General features: G+C 62.4%; 15 protein-coding genes and 1 pseudogene. 12 read left to right on the forward strand and 4 right to left on the reverse strand.

Features of this window, described 5'->3' with window-relative positions; all coding sequences use genetic code 11:
* The first annotated feature begins 72 nt into the window (after positions 1–72).
* The 5 genes from PQR40_RS27685 to PQR40_RS27705 all read left to right on the forward strand — a co-directional run bounded on the left by PQR40_RS27685 (position 73) and on the right by PQR40_RS27705 (position 4,927).
* A complete protein-coding gene (locus PQR40_RS27685) occupies positions 73–1,362 on the forward strand; it encodes an MFS transporter (RefSeq protein ID WP_408510266.1) in 1,290 nt (429 codons plus the stop codon).
* A 4-nt stretch (positions 1,363–1,366) separates the two neighbouring features.
* Positions 1,367–2,332 carry a 2-hydroxyacid dehydrogenase gene (locus PQR40_RS27690; RefSeq protein ID WP_408510267.1) on the forward strand — a complete coding sequence of 322 codons (966 nt, stop codon included), beginning with the start codon at positions 1,367–1,369 and terminating at the stop codon, positions 2,330–2,332.
* Positions 2,329–3,585: a LacI family DNA-binding transcriptional regulator gene (locus PQR40_RS27695; protein WP_408510268.1), complete on the forward strand. Its 1,257-nt coding sequence runs from the start codon at positions 2,329–2,331 to the stop codon at positions 3,583–3,585. Before PQR40_RS27690 ends, PQR40_RS27695 begins: the two co-directional genes overlap by 4 nt.
* A 60-nt stretch (positions 3,586–3,645) precedes the next feature.
* A complete protein-coding gene (locus PQR40_RS27700; RefSeq protein ID WP_408223341.1) occupies positions 3,646–4,458 on the forward strand; it encodes a YhfC family intramembrane metalloprotease in 813 nt (270 codons plus the stop codon).
* Positions 4,459–4,558: 100 nt separating this feature from the next.
* On the forward strand, positions 4,559–4,927 hold the full coding sequence (locus PQR40_RS27705; RefSeq protein ID WP_408223339.1) for a DUF3022 domain-containing protein: 369 nt from the start codon (positions 4,559–4,561) through the stop codon (positions 4,925–4,927).
* Positions 4,928–5,066: 139 nt separating this feature from the next.
* Here the strand turns inward: PQR40_RS27705 and PQR40_RS27710 are convergent, their stop codons facing one another.
* Together PQR40_RS27710 and PQR40_RS27715 are read right to left on the reverse strand one after the other, a co-directional pair.
* The gene (locus tag PQR40_RS27710) at positions 5,067–5,504 is read right to left on the reverse strand and encodes a PGDYG domain-containing protein (protein WP_408510269.1); all 438 of its coding nucleotides are present in this window, start codon (positions 5,502–5,504) and stop codon (positions 5,067–5,069) included.
* Positions 5,505–5,714: 210 nt separating this feature from the next.
* Positions 5,715–6,215, reverse strand: a complete 501-nt coding sequence (locus PQR40_RS27715) for a Spy/CpxP family protein refolding chaperone (RefSeq protein ID WP_408223335.1) — start codon at positions 6,213–6,215, stop codon at positions 5,715–5,717.
* 187 nt (positions 6,216–6,402) lie between these two features.
* Here PQR40_RS27715 and PQR40_RS27720 point away from each other — a divergent pair, with 187 nt between their 5' ends.
* The 3 genes and pseudogenes from PQR40_RS27720 to PQR40_RS27730 form a co-directional block, all read left to right on the forward strand.
* Complete coding sequence (locus PQR40_RS27720; protein ID WP_408510270.1) at positions 6,403–7,275, forward strand: LysR family transcriptional regulator; 873 nt, start codon at positions 6,403–6,405, stop codon at positions 7,273–7,275.
* 88 nt (positions 7,276–7,363) lie between these two features.
* Positions 7,364–7,822: an Lrp/AsnC family transcriptional regulator gene (locus PQR40_RS27725; protein WP_408223331.1), complete on the forward strand. Its 459-nt coding sequence runs from the start codon at positions 7,364–7,366 to the stop codon at positions 7,820–7,822.
* Between the two features lie 201 nt (positions 7,823–8,023).
* Positions 8,024–9,142: pseudogene (locus PQR40_RS27730) on the forward strand (saccharopine dehydrogenase family protein); the annotation flags it as partial.
* Positions 9,143–9,294: 152 nt separating this feature from the next.
* Here the strand turns inward: PQR40_RS27730 and PQR40_RS27735 are convergent.
* Entirely contained in the window at positions 9,295–9,915 is a 621-nt protein-coding gene (locus PQR40_RS27735; protein WP_408223327.1) for a P-loop nucleotide/nucleoside kinase family protein, read from the reverse strand.
* Positions 9,912–10,052, reverse strand: a complete 141-nt coding sequence (gene cydX, locus PQR40_RS27740; RefSeq protein WP_408510271.1) for a cytochrome bd-I oxidase subunit CydX — start codon at positions 10,050–10,052, stop codon at positions 9,912–9,914. The genes PQR40_RS27735 and cydX overlap by 4 nt, the downstream gene beginning before the upstream one ends.
* 272 nt (positions 10,053–10,324) lie before the next feature.
* Here cydX and PQR40_RS27745 point away from each other — a divergent pair, with 272 nt between their 5' ends.
* From PQR40_RS27745 to PQR40_RS27760, 4 genes are all read left to right on the forward strand, one after another.
* Entirely contained in the window at positions 10,325–10,765 is a 441-nt protein-coding gene (locus PQR40_RS27745) for a hypothetical protein (RefSeq protein WP_408510272.1), read from the forward strand.
* A 145-nt stretch (positions 10,766–10,910) separates the two neighbouring features.
* Positions 10,911–11,888, forward strand: coding sequence for a magnesium/cobalt transporter CorA (gene corA, locus PQR40_RS27750; RefSeq protein WP_408223321.1), 978 nt, complete (start codon positions 10,911–10,913; stop codon positions 11,886–11,888).
* Between the two features lie 348 nt (positions 11,889–12,236).
* Positions 12,237–13,199: a sugar ABC transporter substrate-binding protein gene (locus PQR40_RS27755; protein WP_408510273.1), complete on the forward strand. Its 963-nt coding sequence runs from the start codon at positions 12,237–12,239 to the stop codon at positions 13,197–13,199.
* 593 nt (positions 13,200–13,792) lie between these two features.
* Positions 13,793–14,833, forward strand: a complete 1,041-nt coding sequence (locus PQR40_RS27760) for a LacI family DNA-binding transcriptional regulator (protein ID WP_408223317.1) — start codon at positions 13,793–13,795, stop codon at positions 14,831–14,833.
* Positions 14,834–15,122 lie beyond the last annotated feature (289 nt).

A 15,122-nucleotide genomic window follows, 5' to 3' on the forward strand; every position in this document is an offset into this window, starting at 1 on the left:
TCTGGTCGACCGCTTTGCATGGGACCAGAGTAAGCGCTAAAGCGCTAACTCTGGTCGACAAAGGAGACTCTCATGACTTCATCGCTCGCGATTCGCCGTTGGTGGACGATCATGCCGATCGTATTCATCACGTACAGCCTCGCTTATCTCGACCGCGCGAACTTCGGTTTCGCATCGGCCGCCGGCATCAACCAGGATCTCGGCATCAGCAAAGGGCTGTCGTCGCTGATCGGCGCATTGTTCTTCCTTGGCTATTTCTTCTTCCAGATTCCCGGCGCGATTTACGCGGAACGCCGCAGCGTGAAGAAGCTCGTGTTCTGGAGCCTGGTCCTGTGGGGCGGTTGCGCGGCGCTGACCGGCATGGTCAGCAATATTCCCTCGCTGATGGTGATCCGCTTCCTGCTCGGCGTAGTCGAAGCCGCGGTCATGCCGGCGATGCTGATCTTCATCAGCAACTGGTTCACGAAGAGCGAGCGCTCACGCGCCAACACCTTCCTGATTCTCGGCAATCCGGTGACGGTGCTGTGGATGTCGGTGGTGTCGGGCTATCTGGTGCATTCGTTCGGCTGGCGTCACATGTTCATCGCCGAAGGCGCGCCCGCGATCATCTGGGCGGTGTGCTGGTGGTTCATCGTGCAGGACAAGCCGCAGCAGGTGTCGTGGCTCACGCAGCAGCAAAAGGACGAGCTCGCCGAAACCTTGCGCGCCGAACAGGCCGCGATCAAGCCGATGCGTAATTACAGCGAAGCATTCCGCACGCCCGCCGTGATCAAGTTGTGCGCGCAGTACTTTTGCTGGAGCATCGGCGTGTATGGTTTCGTGCTGTGGCTGCCTTCGATCCTGAAGAACGGTTCCACGCTCGGCATGGTCGAAACCGGCTGGCTTTCGGCGCTGCCCTATCTGGCCGCCACCATTGCGATGCTTGCGGCTTCGTGGGCATCGGATAAACTCAACCGCCGCAAAGTGTTCGTGTGGCCGTTCCTGCTGGTCGGCGCGGTTGCATTCGCCGCGTCGTACGCGCTCGGCTCCACGCACTTCTGGATTTCGTACGCGTTGCTGGTGATTGCCGGCGGCGCGATGTATGCGCCGTATGGCCCGTTCTTCGCGATCGTGCCGGAACTGCTGCCGAAGAACGTCGCGGGCGGCGCGATGGCGCTGATCAACAGCATGGGTGCGCTCGGTTCGTTCGTCGGCTCGTACGTGGTCGGCTATCTGAACGGCGCGACCGGCTCGCCTGCGGCATCGTATGCTTTCATGAGCGTGGCATTGGTCGCTGCCGTGATTCTGACGCTGATCGTCAAACCACAGCAGCAAGCGCAGACCCAGGCCGCCACGCTCGCTACACCGTTGCAAGGAAAATAAGCTGATGAAGAAGATCGTCGCCTGGAAGTCGCTGCCTGAGGATGTGCTCGCGTATCTGCAACAGCATGCGGAAGTCGTGCAGGTCGACCCCGCACAGCACGACACGTTCGTCGCCGCATTGAAGGATGCGGACGGCGGCATCGGTTCGAGCGTAAAAATCACACCGGCGATGCTCGAGGGCGCGAGCCGGCTGAAGGCTTTGTCGACCATCTCGGTGGGTTTCGACCAATTCGATGTTGCCGACCTCACGCGCCGCGGCATTGTGCTCGCGCACACGCCGGACGTGCTGACCGAGTCCACGGCGGATACGGTGTTTTCGCTGATTCTCGCGTCGGCGCGGCGGGTGGTCGAACTGGCGGAATGGGTGAAGGCCGGCCAGTGGAAGCACAGCATCGGGCCGGCGCATTTCGGCGTCGACGTGCAAGGCAAGACACTCGGCATTGTCGGGCTGGGACGGATCGGCGGTGCGGTCGCGCGGCGCGCGGCGCTCGGCTTCAACATGAAGGTGCTGTACACGAATCGCAGCGCAAACGCGCAGGCGGAACAGGCGTACGGCGCGCGCCGCGTCGAGTTGGCGGAGCTGCTGGCCACTGCTGACTTCGTCTGTCTGCAGGTGCCGCTTACGCCTGAAACGAAGCACATGATCGGCGCGGCAGAGTTCAGGTCGATGAAGAAGAGCGCGATCCTGATCAACGCGTCGCGCGGCGCCACGGTTGACGAACAGGCGCTGATCGACGCACTGCAAAACGGCACGATTCACGGCGCGGGTCTCGACGTGTTCGAGACCGAACCGCTGCCGGCCGATTCGCCGCTGCTGAAAATGGCCAACGTGGTCGCGCTGCCGCATATCGGTTCGGCGACGCACGAGACCCGTCATGCGATGGCGCGCAATGCGGCGGAAAATCTCGTCGCCGCGCTCGAGGGTACGCTCGCGACGAACATCGTCAACCGCGAAGTGTTGAAGAAATGAGCACGCCGCCGCTTGCCGCGGCCCGGCGCGCGACGATCACCGACGTCGCGCGCGAAGCCGGCACCGGCAAGACCAGCATCTCGCGCTACCTGAATGGCGAGATGAGCGTGCTGTCGCCGGAATTGCGCGCGCGCATCGAGGCTGCCATCGAGCGGCTCGACTATCAGCCGAACCAGATGGCGCGCGGCCTCAAGCGTGGCCGCAATCGCCTGATCGGCATGCTGCTCGCCGACTTGACGAACCCGTACACCGTCGAAGTGCTGCAGGGCGTGGAGGCCGCTTGCCACGCGCTCGGGCTGATGCCGCTGATCTGCCACGCGGCCAACGAAGTCGAAATGGAGCGGCGCTATCTGCAACTGCTGACCACGTATCGCGTGGAAGGCGTGATCGTGAACGCGCTCGGCGTGCGCGAGGAAACATTGCGGCCGGTAGGCGGCGGGGGGATTCCGGCGGTGCTGGTCGACCGTTCGGTGGATGGGCTCGTCGCCGATATGGTCGGGCTGGACAACCGGGCGGCCGCTGAGCTCGGCACGCGGCATCTGCTCGAAAATGGCTTCGACGATATCTGGTTTGTCGTGCAGCCCTTCGAGCAGGTCAGTTCGCGGCAACTGCGTGAGGCGGCGTTTCGCGAGGTGATGAGCGGCGAGGGCCACGAAGGCAGGATTAGCGGGAAAGGCGAAGGCGGTACAAACGGCGGAAAGGGTGAAGGCAGCAAGGGCGGCGCGCGTGGGCACACGCTGGTGCTGAATCTTGCGGAGCCTGCGGCGGTTGAGCGCGCCCTCGCCGAACTGGACCGCGCAATCGATGCAGTCGGCGATCCTGGCGGCGCCAGGGCCATGGCCAGGGCGACAGGTAGCGCCGCGCGCAACACCCTGGATGGCGCTACAAGCAATGCCGCAGATGACACCACAGGCAATGCCGCAGCCGACGCCGCGCGCAATGCCTCGGCTAGTGCCACTGGCAAAACCACGCGCATCGCCTTGTTCGCGGCGAACGCGCCCGTCGCGCTGTGCCTCGCCTTGCATCTGAAAGCGCGCTACGGCGCGGATTGGCAGGCGCGCGTCGCGCTGCTGTCGATCGACGATCCCGAATGGGCCGAATTGACCGGTGTCACCACGATCCGTCAGCCGACCTACGAGATCGGCTACCGCGCGGTCGAGTTCCTCCATGAGCGCATCGAAGGGATTCAAACCACAGCACGCGACTGCCTCTTGCCGGGCGAATTGATCGTCCGCGCGTCAACTTCGCGCTGATCTGCGATCATTCGGGCTGCGGCGCGCAGCGGGTGCGCGCCGGTTATCGCAAGGAAACTCATGGTTGTTGCACCGATTACTCTCTCGAGCCTCGCCGTCGCGACCCTGTTCGTCGCCGCCTTACCGTTCCTGATCTACCGTCGTCTGCGCCGGCCGCTCGCGCTGAATCCCCGCGACGCGATCATCGGCATCGCCATATTCGCGCTGTTCGCCATGGTGATCGAGCGCGCGCTGAACGACTACGTGCTGCATCGGAACGAAGCGACGGCCACCTTCCTGTCCAAGCCGCTGGCCTTCGTCGTGTACGGCGCGCTGGTCGCGGGTATCTGCGAGGAAGTGGGGCGTTTCATCGGGATGCGCCTGTTGCTCAGGCGCGCGGCAGCGAAGTCCGCGTCTGCCGTGGCGGGCCAGGGCGACGGCACAGCACTGACTTATGGCCTTGGCCACGGCGGCGCTGAAGCCTGGCTCGTCGGCGTGCTGGTGCAGATTCAATGGATCCTGTTTGCCGTCTTCGAAAATCGCGGCGAGCTGGATGGCTACCTGAGCAATCTGCCGACCGACTCGGTGATGCGCATCCACCTGATTCTTGCCAGCCTGACGCCGCAGACGGCCGGCATTTTCGCGCTCGAACGGGTGGCCGCGCTGGTGTTCCAGATCGGCTTGTCGGTGTTGATGTGGCGCGGCGTGCGGGCGGGCTGGCGGGGCATCCTGCCGCTCGCGATTGCGCTGCACGCGCTGGTCGACGTGCCGGCTGCGTTGTTTCAGGCGCAGCTCATGCCGCTCGCCGCAGTGGACGGTATGTATGCGCTGGGGGCGCTGATTGTCGCGGGCTGGCTGTTCAGAGTGTTCCGTCGCCCGGCGGTTGCCGCGTAAGCCTGTTGTGAGCCGCTTGTTACACAGACCATCCGTGATTCACTAACTTTCGGCGTACCCTTTCGGTACACCGTTCAGGCTCATCCTTTCGGCGCACCTCATGGAAGAAGCTTACCAATACGACTGCGCGAATCCCGAGTTCGAGGAATTGGCGCGCGTCATCAGCGATCTGTTTCCCGAGCAGACGCAGTTCATCCAGCAGGCGGGCGAAGATGGCACGCCGACGCTGGCGATTCGTTGGGTTGCAATGCGTTTCGGTGCGGCCGCGCGCCGTATCGTGATGACCGTGGTGATTGCGCCGACGGCATTGGCGCGTTATCGCGCGTTGCCGGCGCGCTTGCGTGGCCGGAGTTTCGCGGTGCTGCGGGCGTATGTCGAAGCAAGCATCGGCTCGCTCGAAGAGCAGTATGCGAACGGCGAGGCGGTGGCGCGCGATGTGACGGTGGATCTCGGCGACGAGTTTGCCTGAAACGGTTGATTCAAGACCTTCAGGCCATTGGCTGGAAGGCGGGCCCGAATGGGGCAGGGCTCACCCGCCGGGGCGGCCACCACTCATCGGCCATGAGTCACAGGCCGTCAGTCACAGGCCGTCAGCCACCGGCTGCGAATCAATCGGCGAGCCGATAGACCTTCGCGAAGCGTGCGGCCTGCACCACGCCGTAGTCGCCGGGGGCGTACTGCATGATCCAGTCGCCGGCCGCGCCGTGCAGCACGTCGCCACCACTCGCTGAGCGGGCGAGTGAAAACGCTTCATTCATCTGTTTGGCTAGCACGACGGCCGGACGGTTGCGGTATGCACCGGGTTCGCCGTGAGCGAGAGCGGTGTCTTCCGGGAGGTATTTGGCGTCGAACCGTGCACGTGAGACGACCCAGCGGTCGCCGGTCGATCCGGTGATCAGCGCGTCCCCGCTGGCATAGCGGTTCGGGCCTTCCAGGCTCATCAGTTCGCCTTCGGCGGCGGCGAATTCAACGCTCACGGTTTCGTTTTTGACGACGCGCCGGGCGTTTGCATCTTTACTCAGGTCGAGATTTTTGAGTTCGGTCATGAAGCGAGTCGGTGTGGAGATATTGACAACCGCGCCAGAACGTTACGTCCCGACGTACTCGCATCATGCCAGACGCATGTGAAGATCGGCTTCTTTTGCCACTGGCGGCGGCACAAGAACCGGGCGCGCAGCACGGGAACCCGCGCCGCGTGCAATCAGCTACGCAATCAATCGCGCAATTAAGCTCTTAAGGCTTCACAACTGCATCACTTACTCGGCGGCTGCGGCCGGCGCCTTCTTGCTGCTGCCCTTGCCATGGTGGCGATGGCCGCCTTCAGGGCCGCCCTGATGGAACGTCACGTCGGCCAGCTTCTTCTGCTCCGGCGAGAAGCTGCTATACAGCGGATCGAACGCATCGACCAGTTTCTTCATGCCGTCCGCATGCGCTTGCGCGATCGTCGCGTATTGCTTCATGTCGTCGAGCGCCGACAGGTTCGTATCAGCCTTGCGCTGCTGGAACAACTGCCCCATCGTCTCGCCATTGTTGCGCATGACGTCGGCGAACGCGCTCCATTGCGATTCCTGCGCCGAAGTGATCTTCAGCTGTTTGTGCAGGTAGGTAATGCGGTCTTCGACGTTGCGCTCGTGGCCAGCTTTTGCGGCAGGCGCCGAAGCTGCGGCGGCAACCGGTGCCGAAGCCGGTGCGGAAGTTTGTGCGAATGCGCCGCTCATGGCGACTGCTGTGGCCAGCATTACGAGTGCTTTTTTCATCGAAACTCCTGATGTCTGTTCGAATTATGACAAGGCGAGCATGGCGAGCGGCCCAATGCGCGGCGCCATGGCGACGCAAGGCGGCCGGCTGCCCACTTCGCCGTCGCCGCTATTTGTATCACGATATCCCTACAATGCGGCTGCAGTGCGACAAACGCTTACAACCGAAACGAACAGGAAATAGCGGATGGACAAATTCGTCAGCATGGAAATCTTCGTTGCCGTGGTTGAGGCGGGCAGTCTCACAGCGGCTGCCGAGCGTTTTGACATTTCGTCGGCGATGGTGGGCAAGCACATCCGCTCGCTTGCGACGCGGCTTCTGACGCGCAGCACGCGCCGTCAGAGTCTGACTGAAATCGGCCGGCAATATTACGAGCAGTGCCGGCGCATTCTGACAGACGTCAAGGAGGCGGAGTCGCTCGCCGAAGCAATGGCAACTGCGCCGCGTGGCGTGCTGAAGGTGACGGTGCCGTTGACGTACGGTGTCGAAGTTTTTGCCCCGGCGATGACCGACTACCTGAGCGCGTGGCCAGACGTGAGCCTCGAACTGGATCTGTCGAATCGCATGATCGACCTGGTGGAAGAGGGCTTCGACGCGTCGGTGCGAATCGGCCATTTGCCGGATTCCAGTTTCGTCGCGCGGCCGTTGAAGCCTTACCGGATGCGCGCGTGTGCGTCGCCTGCCTATCTGGAACGGGCCGGCACGCCGCGCACGCCGGCCGATCTCATGCAGCACGAATGTCTGGGTTTTCTGCACTGGGGCCGCGAAGGGTTGTGGCGGCTAGGCGGCGAGAACGCGAACGAAAACCAGCTGCGCGCCGGACGGTTCCGGGCGAACAACGGCCAGGCGCTCAAGGTTGCCGCCTTGAGCGGCTTCGGGCTGGTCTTGCAGCCGGAGGCGCTGCTTGCGAGAGAGATCGCGAGCGGCGAACTGGTGTCGGTGCTGGAAGACTATCTTCCCGAGGGCGCGCCGGTCCATCTGGTCTATCCGCGCGATCGCCGTGCCACGCCCAAGCTCACCAGTTTCATCGATTTCGTCATCGGGCGGTTCGGGGTGTGATCTTTCGGCGTTCCCGCCTGCTGCCTGCCGCCCGATGCCAAAGACGCGCGATAATCCGCCCATTGCTGACCAACTTCTTTCGCCCTTGATGAGACCTCCGCGCCTCGACCAACTCGACGATCTCGACCGCAACCTCGTTGCGCTGCTGCAAGCCAACGCTCGTGAGAGCGTCGCCAATCTCGCGCGCCAACTGGGCGTGGCGCGCACTACGGTGATCGCCCGGATTGCGCGGCTCGAGCGCAGCAACGTGATCGGCGGCTATAGCGTACGGCTCGGTCAGGACGTGCTCGACTCGAGCATCCAGGCGTACGTCGGCATCATCATCGCGCCGAAGTACGGGCCGGCCGTGCAGAAGCGTCTCGGCAAGATGCCCGAGGTGCAGTTGCTATGCGCGGTGAGTGGTGATTTCGACTATGTCGCATGGTTGCGTGCCGATTCGCCCGACCGCCTCAACGATCTGCTCGATGAGATCGGTGGGCTGGAAGGGGTGGAGCGGACCACGACATCGATCATTCTTGCGCGCAAGGTCGACCGCGGCATGACGTAATTCCGCTGCCCAGTTTTTACGCTATTTTTATATATTTTCGACTTATCGACTAATCAGGTCGTCATAATGTCGAAGTTTATGGTCATAGCGCAGCATTTTGCGTGTATGAACTGTTTTTGCTTCTCCCTAAACTGTGTCTCAAGGGTTCAGCCCGCCGGGCGCAGCGCCTAAGCGCCGCGCACTTTCCAAGCTGGAGACAGCACACAGAACAAGGAGAAGCGCATGAAAGTAGCCATTGTTGGCGCAGGTTTGATCGGTCACACCATCGCCCACATGCTGCGTGAAACCGGCGACTACGACGTCGTCGCGTTTGACCGCGATCAGCACGCGCTCGATAATCTCGCCGCCCAGGGCATCCCGACCCGCCGTGTCGATTCCGCCGACGCCGCCGCGCTGCGCGCCGCCATTCAGGGCTTCGACGCGCTCGTCAACGCGCTGCCGTATTACCTCGCGGTGAACGTGGCCGCGGCGGCCAAGGGCGCGGGCGTCCATTATTTCGATCTGACCGAGGACGTGCGCGCCACCAGCGCGATCCGCGCGATCGCCGACGACGCCGATCACGCCTTCATGCCGCAGTGCGGTCTCGCGCCGGGCTTCATCGGCATCGCCGCGCACGAACTGGCAAACCGTTTCACTGAAATCCGCGACGTCAAGATGCGCGTCGGCGCGCTGCCGGAGTTCCCGACCAATGCGCTGAAGTACAACCTGACGTGGAGTGTCGACGGTCTGATCAACGAGTACTGTCAACCGTGCGAAGCGATCCGCGACAGCCGCACGCAATGGGTGCAGCCGCTCGAAGGCCTGGAGCATTTCTCGCTCGACGGTACCGAGTACGAGGCGTTCAATACTTCCGGCGGGCTGGGTACGCTATGTGAAACCCTGTCGGGCCGTGTCGAATCGCTCGACTACAAGTCGGTGCGCTATCCGGGCCACCGTAACCTGATGCAATTCCTGCTGGAAGACCTGCGTCTTTCGAGCGACCGCGATACGCTCAAGACCATCATGCGCCGCTCGGTGCCCGCGACTGCGCAAGATGTCGTGCTGGTGTTCATCACCGTGAGCGGCATGCGCGACGGCCAACTGGTGCAGGAAGTCTTCACCCGCAAGATATTCGCGAAGACGGTGTGTGGCGTGGCGATGAGTGCGATCCAGATCACCACGGCCGGCGCGATGTGCGCGGTGCTCGATCTGTTCCGCGAGCAGAAACTGCCGCAAAGCGGCTTCGTGCGTCAGGAGCAAGTATCGCTGCGCGATTTCCTCGCGAACCGCTTTGGCCAGTTGTATGAAGGGCAGTCACTGGATGCGATGGCGACGGTGTAGGCCGCGGCTGTCGCGTTGAGGCTCAAAACCGGGGGCCGTGCGACGACGTGGCAATGGCTGCCGCGAGTAATGAAGCAGGCCTCGCAGAAGGCCGTCTTATGAACGCCCCGCCATGCGGGGCGTTTTGCGTTTTTGCGTTTGAAACGCCCGTGCTACACAGGCAGCGGCGGCAACATCGCAGACGACGCATACGGGTCGCCTACGATGCGTGTGAGCAACGCTTCGTAATCCGCGTGCGTTGGCGCTGTGTTGTCGAACATCAACAGGTCTTCGCAAATATCATCGCCCGGCAGGAAGCGGCGCTGCCGGTACTCGTCCCAATGCGCGAGTTTGTAGGTGTCGTTCGGATTGCCGCGATCGACAATTCGCTGATGCGCCATCTCTTCCGATGTGGTGACCCACACCACCCGCAGCGCCACGTGCGCGCCGATACCCAGCCAGGCGCGATCGAACAGGCGCCGCTCGCGTACTTCGCGCGATAGGGGCCCGACCACCAGCGCGCTGATGCCGAGCTCGAGATTGTCGCGCGCCGTATCGAGCAGGCCGCGGTATTCGGGATCGCGCAGGTGCTGCAGGAAAAGCGGGCTGTCGCGGTCGTTCGGATCGCCGGTCAGCATGGCCATGGCGGCCGCGCTGTAGCCGCCGAACAGCGTATCTTTATCGAGCAGGCAGAAGGGCGACGCGCTCGCCTGCATGAGCGGGCCGATCAGCTTCTTCGCCAGGGTGGTTTTGCCGGTGCCTGCGTGACCGCAGAAGAAAACCAGATGCGTCACGCAGACGTGTCCTCGGGCGGCGTGCCGGCATGCTGCGGGTCACGCGCGAATTTGCCGCTCGCTTCCAGCCACATCACATTGATGATGCCGAAGCCCAATGCCACACCGATGCCGAGAATCCAGGTGAAATACCACATTGCAGTCTCCTTGATCGTATGTCCGGCGAGGCCGGCGATGAAGCGTGGCGCATAGCCGGCACAGAGAAGCACCTGCTGGCAGACAAAAGTGGCACGCGGAGGATCTGAGGGTAAATCCGCAGCGCGCAGCGCCCACAACGCAGCGCTTTGCAGCGATCATGAAGAAGAATACGGTCCTGTGCAAGAGGGGACGCGGAGTCTGGCCGTTCGGCCGGGATGGCGCAATGCGCCTATAACAAGAGCAATACCAGCAATAACACGGGAGACCCAGCATGCCGATGCGCCAGCACTTCCATTGCAAAGCCGCGTTGCTTGCGCTTGCCATCGCGTTGTTCGCCGGTTGCGCCGCCACACCTGCCGAACCCGTCCCGTTCAAGGAGGTGCCGCAAGCGCGCATCGTCCAGCCCGGTTATACGCAGCCCGGAACCGGCCTCGTTGCGGTGGATGTGCGGCGCGAACGTTCCCGCGACGTTATCGTCCGGTTTCGCGATGCCCTGGTGTATATCGACGGCGAGCAGGTCACCGATCTGATGAACGGCGAACATGTGGTCTTCTATCTGAGCACGGGCGTGCACCGCATCGGCGTCTCCACGCAATTCGACCCGGTCGTGGAAATGCGCTTTACAGTCACGGCCGATACCCGCTATACGAACCGTGCGTCGATCATCTTCGGGGAAGATCACCGCGTCGCTTTGCGCAGGGTTGCGCGATAGCGGAGCGCTTTAACAATTGGATACATGACGGTCACGCGCAGCCTTTAACATGGCGGCTGTCGTGTATTCGTTCATGCAGATCCGCCGCCGGGCTTACGCGCGGTGCGAAGCCGGCCGGACTGTTTCGTTTTCAAGGTAATCCAACATGCTGATCAATTGCGCCGCCTATCAGGACGGCCGGAAGCTGGCTGACATCGATATCGATAGCATCAGCGACTATGTAGCGCGGCCCGAGTGCTTTGTCTGGGTCGCGCTGAAAGACCCGGGGCCGGAGGAGCTGGCGGTGATGAAACACGAGTTCGGCCTGCACGAACTCGCGATCGAGGATGCGCAAAATGGCCATCAGCGTCCAAAAATCGAGGAGTACGGCGAGTCGCTTTTCGCGGTCATGCATACCGTGGAAATGGACGAAGAGGGCGAACTGCTGATCGGCGAGGTCGACGTGTTCGTCGGGCACAACTATGTGTTGTCGGTACGCCGCGGCACGCGCGCCGGGTTCCAGAACGTTCGCGCCCGTTGCGAACGCGAGCCGCAATTGCTCAAGGAGGGCTCGGCGTTCGTGCTGTACGCGTTGGCGGACGACATCGTCGATCGCTATTTTCCGATCGTCGAGGCGATGAATACCGAGATCGAAGCACTCGAAGACCGCATCTTCGAACGCAACAATTCGGCGGCGTCGCGCGTGATCATCGAAGATCTGTACTCGTTGAAACGCCGCCTTGTGATCCTGCAGCACCACATCGCGCCGTTGCAGGAAGCGATCAGCAAATTGACGGGCGGGCGCATTCCGAGCATCTGCGAAGGCATGCAAGCCTATTTTCGCGACGTCTACGACCATCTCGAACGGATCGTTAAAATCATCGACGGCCGGCGCGAAATGGTCGTTACCGCAGTGCAGGTCAATCTGGGGATGATCTCGCTTGCCGAGAGCGAGGTGACCAAGCGGCTCGGCTCGTTTGCCGCCTTGTTCGCGGTGCCGACCATGATCGCCGGCATCTACGGGATGAACTTCCAGAGTATCCCTGAACTGCATTACCGGTTTGGCTATCCGGTCTGTCTGGCTGTGATGCTCACCGTGGACATCATCCTGTACTGGCGCTTCCGCAAGGCTGGCTGGCTTTGACAAGCCGCGCCCCATCTCCCTGCGTTGTTCCCGCTTGCACCGTACGCAATAAAAGTCCAGCATAAGCGGCCCGCCGGCTGCTGAGTTTGCAGCCGGTGGCAAATTCGCCACGCACGGACCAAGCGAGGGACCTTTGCCAAGACGCAGCTTGCCGGCACGCTTAGGCGCCGCGCTGGGTCGACCCCATCGAGCGCGCAGCATCGACGCACTTTTTGCGTGCCGGTGCACAGTAACGCCGCGATTCGTTGACAATCCGAACAGGGCACGCTGAGAATAGGCCCTCGCAAACGTTTGCTCGCAACTAAAAATACGGCTCGACCGCGAGCCCGACAAACCCTGGAGATATGCATGAGCCATCGCATTCGCCGCCGCATGCTGGCGGCCGCAGTTCTCGTCACTGCCACCGCCGCTTTGCCGTTTTCCTCCGCTTACGCGCAAACCACAGCCGCTCATAAGCCGAAGGTCGCGCTGGTGATGAAGTCGCTCGCGAACGAGTTCTTCCTGACCATGGAAACCGGCGCCAAGGACTATCAGAAACACAATGCCTCCCAGTTCGACCTGATCACCAACGGTATCAAGGACGAAACCGATACCGCGAACCAGATCCGCATCGTCGAGCAGATGATCGTCTCGAAGGTCGATGCAATCGTGCTGGCCCCGGCTGATTCGAAGGCGCTGGTGCCGGTCGTCAAGAAAGCTATCGACGCAGGCATCATCGTCGTGAACATCGACAACCGGCTCGACCCGGACGTGCTCAAGTCGAAGGACCTGAACGTGCCGTTCGTCGGCCCGGATAACCGCAAGGGCGCGCAGAAGGTCGGCGATTACCTGGCCAAAAAGCTGAAGGCGGGCGACGAAGTCGGCATTATCGAAGGCGTGTCGACCACCACCAACGCGCAGCAGCGCACCGCGGGTTTCAAGGACGCCATGCAGACCGTCGGCGCCAAGGTCGTGTCGGTGCAATCGGGCGAATGGGAAATCGACAAGGGCAACGCGGTGGCGTCGGCCATGCTCAATGAGTATCCGAACCTGAAGGCGCTGCTGGCCGGCAACGACAACATGGCGATCGGCGCAGTCTCGGCTGTGCGCGCGGCGGGCAAGCAGGGCAAGGTGATGGTGGTCGGCTACGACAACATCGGCGCGATCAAGCCGATGCTCAAGGACGGCCGCGTGCTCGCCACCGCCGACCAGTACGCCGCCAAGCAGGCCGTGTTCGGCATCGACACCGCGCTGAAGGCGATCAGCGAGCACAAAAAGCAGTCGCAGTTGTCCGGTGTGGTGGAAACGCCGTGTGATCTGGTGACCAAATAAGCGCCGGGCAGTAAGTACCGGAAGCACCGCAACCGCAGGAAGCACGACGGGAAGCACCGCAACACGCCAGGGCACGCGGGTTCGCACCGACGCCGCTGCATGCTGAATGCACGGCAAAAACACGCGAATCCGCGCCAATTCAATAAACGCTCAAGAAACCTGCTGCGCCGCCGTTAATTCCAGAGGTAAGCGTCATGACGGTGGCTGCGCGGCGGGAGCGGGTGTGGCCGACAGCACCTGCACATTCGGCGCATTGGGCCGGCATGACACGTGGCTGTCGTTGGCTGCCTCATTCGAGCGATTCGCATGAAGCCGCGCCGGGAGTCACGGAACCGGGATTGCGATGGATTCAACTGATCACGCGCCTTGCTTGTCGTACTGTCTGTCAGCGGTGCTGGATACCTATCGCAGCCGCCGTTAGCGCGCATGAAGCCGATGCCGGGTGTCAGCCGCGCAGCGTATCAGGAGCAGTCGAAGCAGGTAAAGCGGTAAAGCGTAAGTATCCATGGGTTTGGTCTGTCTTCGATGAAGACGTCCGGTAGGTCGCCAGGTGGCGTGGCCGGCGGGAACAACAGGCAGGAGAGCAACAGGTTATGGCGACGATCAAGGATGTAGCGGCCGTGGCGGGCGTGTCGTTCACGACGGTATCGCACGTGGTGAACAATTCACGGCCGGTGTCGGCCAACGTTCGCGCGAAGGTCGAACACGCGATCCGTCAGCTTCACTATGTACCGTCGGCGGTGGCCCGCTCGCTCAAGGCGCGGGCGACGGCGACGATCGGTCTGGTGGTGCCGAACAGTACGAACCCGTATTTCGCGGAGATGGCGCGTGGTATCGAGGATGGTTGCTCGCGCAACGGCTACTGCCTGTTCTTCTGCAATTCGGACGACGATCCGGCCAAGCAGCGTAACTATCTGCGCGTGCTGCAGGAAAAACGTATCGACGGACTGATTGTCGCCTCCGCGGGCGACGACGCGGTGCTGGCGCAGGCCCTCGCCGACGCCCGTGAGCCGCTGGTCGTCGTGGACCGCAATATTGAAGGCGTGAATGCGGATCTGGTGCAGATCGACCACGAGAAGGGCGGTTATCTCGCCACGCGTCATCTGCTCGAACTGGGGCATGTGCGGATCGGCTGCATCACCGGGCCGGTGAAAACGGCGGTGAGCGCCATGCGGGTGCACGGTTTCATTCGCGCCATGGCGGAGCGCGGCATCGAGATTCCAGCCGGTGCGATTGTCGAAAGCGATTTTTCGGGGACGGGCGGCCATCGCGCGGCTGGGCAACTGCTCGACACCGTGAAGCCGTCGGCGATTTTTGCCGGCAACGACATGATGGGTATCGGCGCGCTGCGCGCCGCCGCGGAGCGCAATATCAGCGTGCCGCGCGATTGCTCGATCATCGGTTTCGACGATATCGAACTGGGACGTTTCACCTATCCCGCGCTCTCGACCGTCGGGCAATCGGTCCGCGCGCTCGGCGATATGGCCGCGCAGACGTTGATCGAACGGATCGCCGGGACTTCGGCCGGCACCGTGCGTGCGCCGGCCCGCCGGCGCGTCGTGTCGCCGCGGCTGATCGTGCGCGAATCCACCGCGACCTGGGCCGGCTCGGCGAGGCGCGATCTGGCCGCCTGATCCAGCACTGGGTTGGCGGGCATCCCGCGCCGCGTTGCCGGACCCGAACCAAAAGACTTCGTGTCCGGTCTTTCGACTTCGCGTTCGGCTTTTTCGTACAGCTTCAGCCTGAAATCCATTCCCTGAATACCCAGAAGCGCTGCGCGACTTCCGCGCCGGCGCTGCCTGTCAGTGCTTTGTAATTCTGTCCAATTCCTTACAACGTCTTTCTTCGTACCATATAAATCCTTCAAGTATGCGGATCGAGTGCCGTAAACGAGAGTATTAGAGCGCCATATCAAAAAGCGCC

The sequence above is a fragment of the Paraburkholderia sediminicola genome, from assembly GCF_046026855.1.
Taxonomy (GTDB): Bacteria; Pseudomonadota; Gammaproteobacteria; order Burkholderiales; family Burkholderiaceae; genus Paraburkholderia; species Paraburkholderia sediminicola_A.